This is a genomic window from Micromonospora sp. ABR4_055, from assembly GCF_056160425.1.
This window is the reverse complement of record NZ_JBSWXD010000175.1, coordinates 1-12,658: the sequence shown is the minus strand read 5'-3', so window position 1 is coordinate 12,658 and position 12,658 is coordinate 1. Positions and strand designations below refer to the sequence as shown.

The 12,658-nt window shown below is 69.1% G+C and carries 14 protein-coding genes and 1 pseudogene; 6 read left to right on the top strand and 9 right to left on the bottom strand.

The features are described 5' to 3' along the window. Nucleotides 1–30: 30 nt before the first annotated feature. The 6 genes from ACXAHD_RS27935 to ACXAHD_RS27910 form a co-directional block, all read right to left on the bottom strand. On the bottom strand, nucleotides 31–204 hold the full coding sequence (locus ACXAHD_RS27935; protein ID WP_475054356.1) for a hypothetical protein: 174 nt from the start codon (nucleotides 202–204) through the stop codon (nucleotides 31–33). Next, nucleotides 158–610, bottom strand: coding sequence for a ChaB family protein (locus tag ACXAHD_RS27930; RefSeq protein WP_281551630.1), 453 nt, complete (start codon nucleotides 608–610; stop codon nucleotides 158–160). The genes ACXAHD_RS27935 and ACXAHD_RS27930 overlap by 47 nt, the downstream gene beginning before the upstream one ends. A gap of 82 nt (nucleotides 611–692) precedes the next feature. Then, nucleotides 693–1,076 (bottom strand): DUF1622 domain-containing protein, encoded by a 384-nt coding sequence (locus tag ACXAHD_RS27925; protein WP_289211311.1) that lies wholly within the window; start codon nucleotides 1,074–1,076, stop codon nucleotides 693–695. Between the two features lie 94 nt (nucleotides 1,077–1,170). Further along, a complete protein-coding gene (locus ACXAHD_RS27920; protein WP_281551632.1) occupies nucleotides 1,171–2,898 on the bottom strand; it encodes a peptidase M16 family protein in 1,728 nt (575 codons plus the stop codon). Continuing rightward, on the bottom strand, nucleotides 2,895–3,869 hold the full coding sequence (locus ACXAHD_RS27915) for a hypothetical protein (protein ID WP_281551633.1): 975 nt from the start codon (nucleotides 3,867–3,869) through the stop codon (nucleotides 2,895–2,897). Before ACXAHD_RS27915 ends, ACXAHD_RS27920 begins: the two co-directional genes overlap by 4 nt. Before the next feature lie 183 nt (nucleotides 3,870–4,052). Beyond that, nucleotides 4,053–5,552, bottom strand: a complete 1,500-nt coding sequence (locus ACXAHD_RS27910; RefSeq protein WP_281551634.1) for a hypothetical protein — start codon at nucleotides 5,550–5,552, stop codon at nucleotides 4,053–4,055. Between the two features lie 681 nt (nucleotides 5,553–6,233). Here ACXAHD_RS27910 and ACXAHD_RS27905 point away from each other — a divergent pair. The 3 genes from ACXAHD_RS27905 (at nucleotide 6,234) to ACXAHD_RS27895 (ending at nucleotide 7,832) form a co-directional block, all read left to right on the top strand. Continuing rightward, a complete protein-coding gene (locus ACXAHD_RS27905; protein ID WP_475054348.1) occupies nucleotides 6,234–6,977 on the top strand; it encodes a DUF3800 domain-containing protein in 744 nt (247 codons plus the stop codon). A gap of 248 nt (nucleotides 6,978–7,225) precedes the next feature. Continuing rightward, entirely contained in the window at nucleotides 7,226–7,510 is a 285-nt protein-coding gene (locus ACXAHD_RS27900; protein ID WP_281551637.1) for a helix-turn-helix domain-containing protein, read from the top strand. 4 nt (nucleotides 7,511–7,514) lie between these two features. Continuing rightward, on the top strand, nucleotides 7,515–7,832 hold the full coding sequence (locus tag ACXAHD_RS27895; protein WP_281551638.1) for a helix-turn-helix domain-containing protein: 318 nt from the start codon (nucleotides 7,515–7,517) through the stop codon (nucleotides 7,830–7,832). Between the two features lie 11 nt (nucleotides 7,833–7,843). Here the strand turns inward: ACXAHD_RS27895 and ACXAHD_RS27890 are convergent, their stop codons facing one another. The 3 genes from ACXAHD_RS27890 to ACXAHD_RS27880 form a co-directional block, all read right to left on the bottom strand. Further along, nucleotides 7,844–9,142 (bottom strand): ATP-binding protein, encoded by a 1,299-nt coding sequence (locus ACXAHD_RS27890; protein ID WP_281551639.1) that lies wholly within the window; start codon nucleotides 9,140–9,142, stop codon nucleotides 7,844–7,846. Nucleotides 9,143–9,286: 144 nt separating this feature from the next. Further along, the gene (locus ACXAHD_RS27885) at nucleotides 9,287–10,516 is read right to left on the bottom strand and encodes a helix-turn-helix domain-containing protein (protein WP_289211319.1); all 1,230 of its coding nucleotides are present in this window, start codon (nucleotides 10,514–10,516) and stop codon (nucleotides 9,287–9,289) included. Further along, nucleotides 10,513–10,656, bottom strand: coding sequence for a hypothetical protein (locus ACXAHD_RS27880; protein ID WP_289211320.1), 144 nt, complete (start codon nucleotides 10,654–10,656; stop codon nucleotides 10,513–10,515). The genes ACXAHD_RS27885 and ACXAHD_RS27880 overlap by 4 nt, the downstream gene beginning before the upstream one ends. Before the next feature lie 230 nt (nucleotides 10,657–10,886). Here ACXAHD_RS27880 and ACXAHD_RS27875 point away from each other — a divergent pair, with 230 nt between their 5' ends. From ACXAHD_RS27875 to ACXAHD_RS27865, 3 genes and pseudogenes are all read left to right on the top strand, one after another. Further along, nucleotides 10,887–11,735, top strand: a complete 849-nt coding sequence (locus ACXAHD_RS27875) for a helix-turn-helix domain-containing protein (RefSeq protein ID WP_421370321.1) — start codon at nucleotides 10,887–10,889, stop codon at nucleotides 11,733–11,735. Further along, entirely contained in the window at nucleotides 11,725–11,913 is a 189-nt protein-coding gene (locus ACXAHD_RS27870) for a DUF397 domain-containing protein (RefSeq protein WP_475054343.1), read from the top strand. The genes ACXAHD_RS27875 and ACXAHD_RS27870 overlap by 11 nt, the downstream gene beginning before the upstream one ends. Nucleotides 11,914–12,015: 102 nt before the next feature. Further along, a pseudogene (locus ACXAHD_RS27865) lies at nucleotides 12,016–12,658 on the top strand (hypothetical protein); the annotation flags it as partial.

Genomic DNA, 12,658 nt, shown 5'->3' with positions numbered 1-12,658 from the left:
GAAGAGAAGGGAGCCCTTCTGTCATTCGTTCTAAACCCTTTCCCTCCTCTCCCCCCCCCCCCCCCCCCCCCCCCCCCCCTCCCCCCCCCCCCCCCCCCCCCCCCCCCCCCCCCTCCCCCCCGCGGTCAGTCGCTGACGTTTCAGGTGAGTCAGGCAGTCACTTCCTACGGGCCTTCGCGGTCGCCCGGGCGTTCGCCTTCTCAATTTCCTTGACCAGTTCGTCCTTGTTCATGTCCTGCGGGTGGTCGATGCCGACCTGGCGCGCCACGTCGTCGAGGTGGCCTTTGCCGGCGTTGGCGTCGACCCCCTGGGCGGTCTCCCGGGGCCGGCGCAACGACTGGGGCGTGCCCTGGGCCGCCTGCGGATCGGACGGGCCCAGGCTGTCCTTTGGCTGCCAGTGGTCGCCGACCTTCTCGTGGCTGTGTTTCAACGAGGCGTACGCCGCGCGGTGCGCCCGCGCCGGGTCGCCGTAACTCTCCTCGGCCGATTCCAGGGTCTTCTTGTAGGTCCGTACGGCCTTGTCGTCGGAGCGGGCGATCGTGCTGGGCACGTCGTCACGCATCTGCTCGGCCTGCTGGTGCTTGTCGGCCTTCTCCCGCTTGGCGGCCATCGTTCCTCCTCACGGACGTCGTCTGCGCCGGGGGCGGCACCGAATTTCGCCGTACCACATCCGGTACCCACGACGCCGCAGGTCATGCCTGTCGTCCCGTCGCCGCGGCGTCGTCGCCGGTGCGACGTCGCCGGCCCCACGGCCACCGGCCATCCAGCTCGACCTCCAGGGAGAAGCTGAGGAACGTACGCACCGCGACGATCATTGCCAGCACGCCGACGCTCTGGAAGGTCGGCGAGATCGCCACGGTACGGATGATGTCCCCGGCGACGAGAAACTCCAGCCCGAGCAGGATCGCCCGGCCGATGTCCTGCCGGTACCGGCGGTAGGTCGCCCGCATGTTCCGCTCACGAAACGCGCCTCGCAGGTAGAGCACCGTGCCGACGACCAGGCCGGTGAGGATGATCAGCACACCGAGGGCGTCAACCGTCGTACCGATGATCAGGACAGCTGTCTCGAAGTTCATCTCTGACCACGAAGTCCATCTCGGTCGACGCCCGGTGCATGGTCAGGATAAATCGTGCTATACGCGCACGAAGCGATATTTCAGACTTGGTCTCTCATCTGCCCTCGTTCCAGGCCTTCAGAAACGCCCGGCCCAGGTAGCCGGCGATCATCCAACTGCCGAGCGCGCTCAGCACCCGGAAGTCGACCGCTCCGACGATCATGGCGATGGTCAGGCTGAGCACGGCGACCCCGACGACGAGCGTAATCAGCCCCAGTGCGCCGACCTTCAACTGCTGGTCGCTGCCCAGGCTTCGGAACCGGGCAACCACCCCGCTGCCGGCGACGCCCGACCGGGGATGCCGCCCGGCCGGACCGGCGACGGTCTCCGGCTGCGGGATCTCCGCCGGGTCCCGGGCCGGCAGGTCGATCCGGGACTGCACCGGGACTGCTGCATCGGCGAGCTCGGCGGTGGCACCCTCGTAGACCGTCGGTTCCAACTGCAGACTGACGCCGTCGTCACCGATGAGCTGACGGCCACCGTCCGGCCAGGCCAGCATCGCCGCGCAACGGTCGTAGCGCACCGATACCACCTGCCCGGACTGCCCGGACCCGGTGACGAGGCTGACCCCCTCCGCCCCGACGATCAGCCGTTGGCCGTCCAGCCCGCCCAGCCCTCGGTGGCTGGTGCCGGGAAGCAACCCCACCAGGCCCGGCTCGGCCCGGGTGAAACCGGCCCAGTCGGCACCCCGGCCACGGGGCGTCATCAGCAGCGACGACGCGTGCGCGGTGGTCGCCACCGCATGCACCGACTCGACGGTGACCTCCTTCAACTGCCGGGTCAGGTCGTCACTGGACCGCACCGGCCGGCCGGTGAGCAGGTTGAACGCGATCGACGGCAGCCGCGCGCCGTCCGCTTCCACGCTGGACAGCGCCTCGGTGGCCTTACCGACGACAGCGGCGACGTCCGCTTCGTCGATCCGACCCACCCGGATCTTGGCCAGTACATCGACGAAGCCACCGAGTACCGCGTCCTCCTTGCCGTTGGGAGCGTCCGCGAGGGCGGTGACCACCGCGTTGCCGTCGCCTCGTGGCTCGTAGTCGGTGGCGGTCGTGTATGACAGGCCGTCCCGCTGCCGCAGCGCCCGAAACAGCTCCCGCTCGACGACACCGCTGAGCACCCGGGCGGCCGCCCCGGCGGGCACCACCGCGTCCATCGCGGTCGCCCGACCCGGCCCGTAGAAGAACGCCGGCGTACCCGCCAGCGCCGACGAGGCGGCAGGGGCCGGCATCCGGGTCCCGGACGGCAACTCCAGCCGCAGATCCGGCGGCAACTCGGCACCCGCCAGCCAGAGGACCGCGTTCTCCCGGGTGAAGTACCGGGCCGCCCACTCCTGCAGGTCCTCGGCGGTGATCGCGGGCAATCCGAGCTCGGCATACGCACCCAGCCCGTAGTCACGCGCGCCGTAGCGCCACAGCGGCAACTGGTCGGTGGCGGCAGCCGGCCGGCCGGCCCACTCGGTGTCCAGGATCGCCTTCTCGGTGTCCAGGCGGTGCACCGGCAGTTCCCGCAACGACCTGCACACCCCGGTCAGAAAGGTGGTGATGTCGTCGACGGAGCCCGACAGGTGAAAGTGGGTCACCACGCTGCCGGTGGTGCCGTTGTAGTGGTAGTCGGCGGCGCCGAGCGGATGCAGCACGAGGTGTTCGAGCAGATGGGTGAGGCCACGCCGGGCCAGCGTCTCGTCGGCCTGGCCGACCCGGAACATCAGCCCGGCGTGCGTGGGCCCTCCGGTCGGGGCCAGCAGCGCCGGGATCCCGTCGACGTCGAGTTGCCGGATCATCGGGCCTCACCTGCCGCCTTCGTCGCGAGTGTACGGAACCGTCCGAACGCCGCCACCGGGTCCTTGAGGTACGCCCAGGCATCGGCCGCGACCAGGTTGCCGACCGCAGCGAAGTGCGGTGCGGCGGCGGCGTGATCGCCGATAACGCTGAAGATCATGGCGAAGGCGTTGTGCGCCTCCACCCACCCGTACGACTGCTCCGCGTCTGGATGCAGCACCGACCTGGCGGCGGCGTCGCGCAGCTCCTGACGCACCTGCGGGTCGGCGCAGTAGTCGCGCTGCGCCCGGCCTTCCAGCTCCAACCAGTGCTCGGTGTGGGCCTCGGCGACCAGCCTGCCGTTGAGCGCACCCGCTGGCGCGGCGGCAGCCGCCTCCCGAGCGAAGGCGTGCATCTGCTCGAACGAACCGCCCCACTTCGGACACAACTGCTGCAGTAGTTGCCGCTGCCCGGGGAGGTGGTGCGGGTCGGTCTCGGCGAGCCGGTCGTAGCGCCGACGCGCCTCGGACCGGCCCAGCTCCAGACCCCGGGCGGTGACGAGGCGGTACGTCCAGGCCGCGCAGTTGTCCGGGTGGTACGCGGTCGCGTCGATGAGCACCCGTTCGGCGTCGCGCAGGATCCGGTGGAACTCGCGGAACTGGTCGCGGCTGACATGCTCGGCGCGCAAACTGGTGCGGACCGCCCAGGCATGCTTGATCAGACAGGCGCCGAGCAGCGCGGCGGCGGGACCGTCGGTCGGGTCGGCGTCGTGTCGGCGTCGGGCCACGTCGTGGGCGGCGTCGACCGAGCTGGCGTACCAGATCAGTTCGGTGCCGACGCCGGACGGCCTGGTCGGTCCGGCGGGCGGCTGACCGGTGAACAGCCGCGACGCGGCGGCCCAGTCCGCCTGGTCGAGCGCGGCACGCAGCTCGACGAGCTCCGGGTATCCGGTGGTGAGATCGGTGGTGAGGGTGAGCGGTGGTGCGGCAGGCATGCGGCGCATAGTAGAGGGCTGCCGTCAACGGCGGGGACCCGGTTTTCCGCCGTGGACGCTGCTCGCGGGGGCGCGTCGCTCAGCGACAGGCAGCATCCGGACCCCGCCGGGCGATCCCGGCGGGGTCCGGATGGACGGCGTACGGTCGGCTGGACGGCGTACGGTCGGCTGCTCCTCTGAATGTCAGTCGACGACGGTGACGATCCGACGGCGACGGAACATCACTACGGCCACCGCACCTGCGACGACGAGGACCGCGCCGACGCCGGCCAGCAGCCCGGCGTTGGCTCCGGTCACCGGCAGCCCGCCGCCGGCACCTTCGCCGCCGCTGCCGAGGGTGATCTCGGCGGTGTTGTTGTCGGTGTCCGGGTCCTGCACGCCGCCGTCGATGACGATCGAGCCGGCGGCACCGGCCGCGCCGACGATCTCCACCTGGAACGGGTAGTGGAACGACTCCCCCGCCACCGGACTGTGCGTGGGCCGGCAGAAGTAGACCAGGCCGTTCGGCTGACCGCGGTCGTCCCAGACCGGGCTGCCGTCAACGACCGGGGCGCAGCGGTCACCGACGGCGACCGCTTCGACTCCGACGGGCAGCGTCACCACCGCGGACGGGGCCCAGGCCTGGCCCGGCAGGATCAGGTCGGCCGGGCCGTCGTTGCGCATGCCGACCTCGATGTCGACCACGTCGCCGACCGCCCCCTGCACCGTCGCGCCGATCGCCACCGAGTCGGCCGGCTGGTTCGGAATATTGACCAGGAATTCGGTCCAGTTGTCGGTGTCGTTGAGGTCCGGCAGCGGCTCCAGGGTGGCCAGGCGGAGCTCGTTGCCGGCGGATCGGGCGGACATCGTGCCGAGGGCCGCGACCTCGTCGTCACCCAACGGCAGCACCGACACCACGACGATCCGTTCGGACGGGCCGGGTGCGGTCTCGCCGACCCTGACCCGCAGCGGGGTCTCCTCGTGCAGGGTGAACACCTCACCCGGGCCGACCTCGCCGAGAATCTGGCAGGTCAGCTCGAGGAAGTCGGCGTTGTACTCGCAGTTGTCGTACCGGTCCGGCAGCTCGAGGTCCAGGCCGGTGCTCAGCACCACCTGTACGCCGGCGGCCGCCACCGTGCCGACGTTCGCGGCCCGGACCGGCACGTTCGTGCTCTCCCCCGGCTGCAGCGTCACGTCGTCGATCTCACCGACCACGAGATCGACCCCGGGCCCGGTGAGCTGGACCCTGCCGGTGGTCTGCTGCTCCTCGGGCATGTTCGCGGCGGAGGTGGTGACCTCGATGACGCCCGAGTACTCCAGGACGTCCAGGTCACCCGGCAGGGCGTCGACCCGGTAGACGTGCGTCGAGTCGCCGGCGAGTTCGTCGAGCGTGCAGGTGGCCACCTTGCCGGCGACCGTGCAACCCTGGCTGGCACCGGGCAGATCGATCCGGAACGCGTCCGACACCGTGGACGCGTCGATCGTCACCGACACGTCGACGGCGGCGGTCGGCACACTGTTGCTGATGGTGATCTCGATCGGCTTCGGCGTGGTCGCGTCCATCGCGATGTTGGTCACGTACTCGATGAACGGCGAGACCCAGGCGATGTCGTCTGACTCCACGGCCTGCGCCGGGGCGGCGATCGAAAGGGCGGCCAGGCTGGTGGCCGCGCAGCCGGCGGCGAACCGGCCGAGGACTGTCATTCTGGGCATGCTGCGGTTTCCCCCATGGAATGTCGAAGCAGCGGATGAGCGCGATGGCTTACAGAGGACAGCGCACATTAGTCATATCCGATGACGCACCGCAACCCGATGGCACATGGTCCCTCGCGGATGGCTACGTGCCCCGCAAGCTCCACAGTGTCTGATGCTCGGCGGGCGCGGGGCGTGCGTCGGCGATGTTGGTGGTGGTACCGACGACGCGGGCCCGCGATCAGAGGCTGACGTAGCCGTGCTTCCAATGCCCGACGAACACGACATCGGACTCCGGCACGCCACGGTCGGTGACGAGATGCCCGCGAAGACCGGTGGGCATCTCCTGGTAGATCGCCATGCCGCCATCCCGCACCGGGCCCGGTTTCCCGGCCGGACCCAACGCCGGAGCGTACCGGCGTAGGGGTTACCGCACAGTCACCTCGGTGCTGCCCATGCCCCTGAGTCCGCGAGGGCGAGCGTGGCGCGGGCAGTGAAGGATCTTGCGAGTCGATGAGGAACCGGATCGGAACACGAGAGTTGCTCGGCAATTGTGAGAGTATTTCTGATCGCATTGGCGATCTCTGTCTGGTTGTCGTATTCTCGCCTCTGCGTCGCGGGCACCTGTAGTAAACATCGTCAACGCGAAGGTCGCGACATGCATCGAGGGCAACGGGGCGGAGGTTGGGGCTGGTGCTGCTGACGTATGTTGACGAGTCGTACACTGATCGCTGGTTCGCCATGGCAGGACTGCTCGTCGACGGGCCTGCGGCAGTTGCGTTATCGGACGAGCTGGAGCGGGTTGCTGCCGCTGCGGCAGCGGCGTATCAGTTGGATGCAAAGGTCGAACTCCATGGGCACGAGATCTTTCACGCGGGTGGCGACTGGGCGGGAGTTCCGGTCCGAGCGCGGGTCGGTGTGTTCGATGACGTGATCGAAGCGGTCGCCGCGCAAGACGTCAAGGTCATCGCCCGAGCCATGGATGTAGTCGGGCAACGTGCCCGCTACCCCCACCCTGACCCGCCGCATACGGCAGTGCTTCAACACCTGTTGGAGCGGGTCGACGAGTGCGCCATCGAGCATGGCGACTATGCGTTGGTGATCGCTGACGAAGTCGACGGTCAAGCGAAACACCGGACTGATCTGTCGGTTTACCGAGAGGTCGGCACCAACGGGTACCGCCGTCGGAAACTGACGAGGATTGTCGACACCTTGCACTTTGCTCCCAGTCATGCCAGCCGGCTGGTGCAGGCCGCAGACGTAATCACCCTTCTGTACCGCCGTGTGTTCACCCACGAAGAAGCAGACGAGCGGTCACGGAAGGCGAAAGTCTCCATGTGGAAGCGGTTGCAGCCGCGAGTACACCATGAGCTGTGCTGGTTTCCGTCGAGCGGGGATCGGGGACAGAGCCAGCTCTGGGCCCGAGACTTTCGGTAGATGCACAAAGGGCCCGCGAGGCGGGCCCTAAGGCTGTGCGGGAGATCGAGATCGTCCCGCACTAGATATTCTAGCAGCCAGCCAGCCGGCCGAGCCACGCGCCGACGCCCCGAAACGGATCAACTCCGGCGCGACCGGGGCCACGTCCACGCCGTCGAACAGGCAGGGCCCGGCACCGGGGAACGGCAGGCGCTGGCGCGGTGCATCGACGAGGCACACCAGGTTGAGGGCGAAGAGGAGGTCTAGCCATGGGTGAGGGTGGCGATTGGGCTGTGCTGCGGGAGCGGCGGTTGGCTGAGCCCGACGCAGCTGAGGCGTACGAGGCGGCGCGGTTGGCGTTCGAGCTCGGTCGTTCGGTGCGTGAGCTGCGCGAGCGTCGCGGTTGGAGTCAGACGCAGTTGGCAACGGCGTCAGGGATGACGCAGTCTGCGGTGGCCCGGTTCGAGGCTGGCGGGACCGTGCCGACACTCGTGGTGCTGGAGCGACTGGCAGCTGCGAGATCGATCGAGGAGAAGGTGCCATGCAGGAGGTGAGGCCGTGACGAGCTACACGCGCTGGAGCGACGTCCGGAGTGCCTATGTCGAACGGGCCGGCGGTGAGGAGGCGGTCGAGGCCGGCAAGCGGGAACTGCTGGCCACCGTCGTCGGGCACCGCCTCGCCGAGGTACGCAAGGCCCGAGGCCTGACCCAGCAACAGGTCGCCGACCGGATGGGCGTCACCAAGGGCCGAGTTTCCCAGATCGAACAGGGCAAGATCTCCGGACAGGATGTCGTCGCCCGCTACGCCGCCGCGCTCGGTGGCCGGCTTCACCAGGCCATCTACTTCGACGACGGCGCCATCGCCGCGATCGCCTGACCCGCACCCCATCACCGCGTCAGCGTGAGGTAGCCGCTGATAGGTGTCCAGAGTCGGTCGACGGGCATGATGTGAATGCGGTCTTCGTAGGTGAACGAGCGTTGTCCGGTGCTGAACGCCACGCCGGCGATGAACCTGTCGCCGAGTGCGTCTCGTAGCGCTCGGAGGCCTTTGAGGTCGGCGCCCGCGACGCGTTCGTTCGCCTTGACTTCGAACGCGAGGACCCTGCCGTCGTCGAACTCGATGACGTAGTCGACCTCGTCGCCGTCGTAGGTGCGCCAGTGCCCCGTAGTTACGTTTTCGTCAAGCCAGGAGGCCTGCTTGCGGAGCTCGCCGACGACGAAGCTCTCTAGAAGGTGCCCGAACTCCGTCAAGGCGGTCGGGTCGAGTGTGGCGAGTTTGGCGGGAGAGACTCGCATCAGCCGGGCGGCCACGCCGGTGTCGACGACATGCACCTTCGGTGATGCTGCGGCTCGCGCGCGTAGCGTCGTACCCCAAGCAGGAAGTCGGTCGACGAGGAAGAGGTCTTCGAGGAGGCGGACGTAGCCTTCGATGGTCTTGCGCTCACCTGCGAGGCCCTGGGACGCGCTGGTGAGGTTGAGTACCTGCCCGGTTCTTCCAGCCAGTCGACCCAGCAGCTCGCGCAGCATGCTGCGCTGACGTACCCGGACAAGCTCGATGGCATCGCGCTCCAGCGACTGGCGGACGTAGTCGTCGAACCAACGGTCGCGCGCGGGGCCTGTGCGGCGCAGGGCCAGGGGGAACCCTCCAGCGCAGAGTCGATCAACGTACTCCGTCCGGGTGGTCGTCGACGCTGGCCTGGCTGCGACGGTCGCGTCGGGCGCTGCGCGAAGCGCCGGCAGGAAATCTTCATGGACGCCGCGTATCTCTCCTTGTGACATGGGCCAGATTGTCATGGTGTGCAGGCGTCCGGTGAGTGCCTGCGCGGTGCGGGGCAGCGCGTCCTGGCGGGTCGACCCGGTCAACGCGGCGGTACCCGGCCGGCTGCCTTCGCGGTTGAGTCGAGCCTTCAACGCGTCGAGGATCTGCGGGGCATGCTGATACTCGTCCACGCAGAGCAGGCCCGGCGTAGTGACGGCTGTCTGCGGGTTGGCCACCACGGCGTCGCGAATGCCCAACTCGTCCAGGTCCAGAACGGGGACCCCGTGCCGGTCGGCGAGCGCGCGCAGGACCGTGGACTTGCCAACGGAGCGAGGGCCGTGCAGGGCGATGACCGGCTCCACCCGGAGCAGGTCATCGAGCAGCGCAGAGACTCGCCGCTGCGCGATTCCGGCGAGTGGTTCCAGCACCCTGGCCCCCTCCGTAGCAATGAAGTACCGAATCCCAGGAGGTGAAACTACCACTATTCGAGAAGTGCGGATACCAAAATTTGAGCAACCGAGCTGCCAAATTTCGAGCACTTCACAGGGAGTCGCGGTCCAGCAGCCGGCTGGTCAGGGTCGTGGGGTGAGGCCGATGGTGGTGGCGAGGCGGGTCAGGTCGGGGGTGGGACCGGCCCGTAGGAGCGTGGCGACGACGGTGTGGGCGGTGGGTCGGGTGCGGGTTTCGGCGGGGGCGATCTGGTCGGCGGCGATGATGGCGCGGGCGGCGGCGGTGGGGTTGCCGGTGTCGAGGTAGGCGCGGGTGACGTCGATCAGGTGCGCGGCACGGTGCTCGGCGGGTAGCTCCCGCCAGCCGTGACCGGCGGTGCCGCGCTGGTGGTGGGTGATGGCCTGGTGCGGGTCGCCGAGGGCGGCGGCGAGGTGGGCGCGGGCGAGCGTGACCGTGGTCGGCCCGAAGGCGGTGGTTGTGTCGCCGTGGTCGGGGCGCCGCTGGTGGTGGCTCATGGTGGCTGCGTGTCTGTCGGCGCGGTCGGTGAGCTGGTGTGCGGTGGCGGGGTCGTTGCCGGTGGCGGCGGCGAGGGCGGCTTCGATCAGCAGGGTGCCGGCGAGGGCGTGGTCGTCGGGTGCCGGGTGGTCGGTCGTGGCCGGCGTGATGAGTGGTACGGCGGTGAGCGCGGCTCGCGTGGCGAGGGTGCTGCGGTGCAGGGCGCGGAGTGCCTGGGTGAGGGCGATGGCGGCTGCGGCGGTGTGCCGGGGGTGGCCGTTGGCGGTGGCGATGGCGCGGTCGGCGGCGAGCCAGGCGAGGTGGGGTTCGTTGAGTTTGGTCAGCAGGTGGGCGGTGAGCCGGTAGACCCGGGTGAGCAGGTACCCGGCGTCGGGGGCGTCGCTGGTGGTGGTGTAGCGGGTGTGGGTGAGCAGGTCGGGCAGCATGCGGAGTAGTTGCGGGTAGTGGGCGTGTTGGTAGGCGGTGTGGGCGTACTGGATGCGGCGGTGCAGGTCGTCGGCGGACGGTGACGGTTGGTCGGGGGTGGGGGTGTCGTAGCGGGCGAGGGCGGCGCGGAGGTGTTCGACGGCGGCCGCGACGTCGGTGGCCGGTTCGGGTTGGCTGGTGGTGGGGCCGAGGATGACCTCGGGGGTGACGCCGAGGACGGCGGCGACGGTGTGGACGACGGAGATCCGGTCGAGGGCGCGGATGCCGCGTTCGACCTTGTCGACCCAGGAGTGGGATTTGCCGATGCGGTCGGCGAAGACCTGTTGGGTCAGGCCGCGTCGGGCGCGGAGTTGGGCGATCCGCCGGCCGATGGGCTGGTCGGCGATGCGGTGGCGGCCGGGCGCGGTCATCGGTGCATGCTCCGGTGGATGGCCTCGGTGGTCGCCCCGCAGCGCGGGCACCACCGTGACTTGACCCGGAACGCGAACAGGCCGAGGAGGAAGCCGGGCATCAGACCGGCGAAGACGATCGGTAGCAGTCTGGCGATCACGAGCACTCTCACCTTCTGGCGGGGGCCGGCGGGTCGGAGCGTTGCCACGCCCCGACCCCCGACGGGTCGCCGCATTGCCGCAGCGACACACCCTGCGGGGCTGATTCGTGGCGTATCGACTACAGATTGCAGCATCACTTGATGCATAGCAAGACCACGTTCATGATCAATGATTAAAAGCATGTCCTCAGGGGCAGACAGATGAGCAACGGTCGTGCAGAATCATGGCCATGCCTCGATTTGCCCCAGCCACTCCACGCTCCCGGCGACTCGGCCGCGATCTGCGCAAGCTCCGTGAAGCCAAGGGCCTGACCGGCGAGGAAGTCGCCAAGTCGGTCCGCTGCTCGTCGTCGCGGATCAGCCGGATCGAGTCCGGCGAGATCAAGCCACGTGCCGGTGACGTCATGGAGCTGCTCGTCGCCTACGGCGTCCCGCTCGACGCCGAGCCCGGCTCGTCGCTGCTGGCCCAGGCCCGCGACCTGCGCGAGGACGGCTGGTGGCAGCGCGTCGGCGGCAAGTACGCGACGTACATCGCCTACGAGACCGAAGCCGTCGAGCTCAAGAACTACGAGCCGACGCTGGTGCCCGGTCTACTCCAGACCGAGCGCTACGCCCGCGAGGTCAACATCATCGGTCGGGAGGTCGACCCGGACACGGTCAACCAGCGAGTCGCCACCCGGATGACCCGACAGGAGGTGCTGCACCGGCAACCGACACCGCTGCGGCTCAAGGCGATCCTGTCCGAGGCGGCGCTGCGTACCGAGGTCGGCGGCCCGGACGTGCTGCGCGACCAACTCTCCCACCTCGTCACGCTCAGCGAGTTGCCCAACGTCACGATCCAGGTGCTGCGCTTCGAAGCCGGCGCACACCTGGCCATCACCAGCGGCTTCGCTCTGCTCAGCTTCGAGCGGGACGATCCACCGCTCGGCTACATCGAGACCCTGGCCGGTGAGCTGTTCCTTGAGTCAACCCGCGACCTGGCGCGAATCTCGGCGGCGTACGACAATCTCAGCATGCTGGCAAGGTCGCCGGCCGAGTCGGTCAAGCTGATCAAGGAGCTGAGCGAGGATGGAACGTAACACCTGGCGCACGTCGAGCCGATCCGGCAACAACGGCCAGTGCGTCGAGGTCCGCGACCGGGGCACCCAGATCGACGTACGCGACTCCAAAGCCCCCGCCGCCGGGACGCTGACCTTCGCCCCCACCGCCTGGACCACCTTCACCACCACCATCAAGACCCACGGCGCCCGCCCGTAACCCCTGGCTCCCCCTGCTCGTGGCGACTCTCCACACGGGCCGCCACGAGCGCACCAACTGCGTCAGTCACGGCCGATGATGGTTGCCGAGTCGGGAGGCGGCATGCGCCGACGGATCTACCTGACCCTGCTCGTCTCCGCGCTGACGTCACCGGCACACGAGTGGATCATCGCCCAGCAGCCGACGGACGTCGCCTCGACGACCGGCCGGCCGCTGTCCGGTGAGGTCGTCGACCACCTCGACGCCGTCACCGCGAGTCTGCGGCGGATGGACGACCACCTCGGCAGCGGCCAGACACTCGGCCTGGTCCGTCAGCACCTGGCGACCGTGGTCGCGGTGCTACGCGAGCGCCGCTACACCGACTCGGTCGGGCGGCGTCTGCACTGCACCGCCGGTGAACTGATGCGCCTCGCCGGTTGGTTGTCGTTCGACGGCGGCAACCACAGCCAGGCCCAACGGTTCTGGATCGCCGGCCTCTACCAGGCCCACGCCGCCGGTGACCGTGGCCTCGGCGCGAACATCCTCGGCTTCATGTCCTGCCAGGCCAAGGACCTCGGCCAACTCCGGCAGTCGATCACCCTCGCCGAGACCGCGCGAGCCAGCTACCCCGCCACCAGCCCGAAAGTCGGCACGATCCTCGACCTGCGCGCCGCTGAGGCGTACGCCAACAACCACGCCGTCACCGACACCCGCCGTGCGCTCGACAGCGCCTTCGACCGGCTCACCGACGAACGTCCGGAACACG

What these genes read in the sequence shown, in the direction of transcription:
- ACXAHD_RS27930 (WP_281551630.1), bottom strand. Translation starts at nt 610, where the DNA reads ATGGCCGCCAAGCGGGAGAAGGCCGACAAGCACCAGCAGGCCGAGCAG.
- ACXAHD_RS27925 (WP_289211311.1), bottom strand. Translation starts at nt 1,076, where the DNA reads ATGAACTTCGAGACAGCTGTCCTGATCATCGGTACGACGGTTGACGCC.
- ACXAHD_RS27920 (WP_281551632.1), bottom strand. Translation starts at nt 2,898, where the DNA reads ATGATCCGGCAACTCGACGTCGACGGGATCCCGGCGCTGCTGGCCCCG.
- ACXAHD_RS27915 (WP_281551633.1), bottom strand. Translation starts at nt 3,869, where the DNA reads ATGCCTGCCGCACCACCGCTCACCCTCACCACCGATCTCACCACCGGA.
- ACXAHD_RS27910 (WP_281551634.1), bottom strand. Translation starts at nt 5,552, where the DNA reads ATGACAGTCCTCGGCCGGTTCGCCGCCGGCTGCGCGGCCACCAGCCTG.
- ACXAHD_RS27900 (WP_281551637.1), top strand. Translation starts at nt 7,226, where the DNA reads ATGGGTGAGGGTGGCGATTGGGCTGTGCTGCGGGAGCGGCGGTTGGCT.
- ACXAHD_RS27885 (WP_289211319.1), bottom strand. Translation starts at nt 10,516, where the DNA reads ATGACCGCGCCCGGCCGCCACCGCATCGCCGACCAGCCCATCGGCCGG.
- ACXAHD_RS27875 (WP_421370321.1), top strand. Translation starts at nt 10,887, where the DNA reads ATGCCTCGATTTGCCCCAGCCACTCCACGCTCCCGGCGACTCGGCCGC.
- ACXAHD_RS27870 (WP_475054343.1), top strand. Translation starts at nt 11,725, where the DNA reads ATGGAACGTAACACCTGGCGCACGTCGAGCCGATCCGGCAACAACGGC.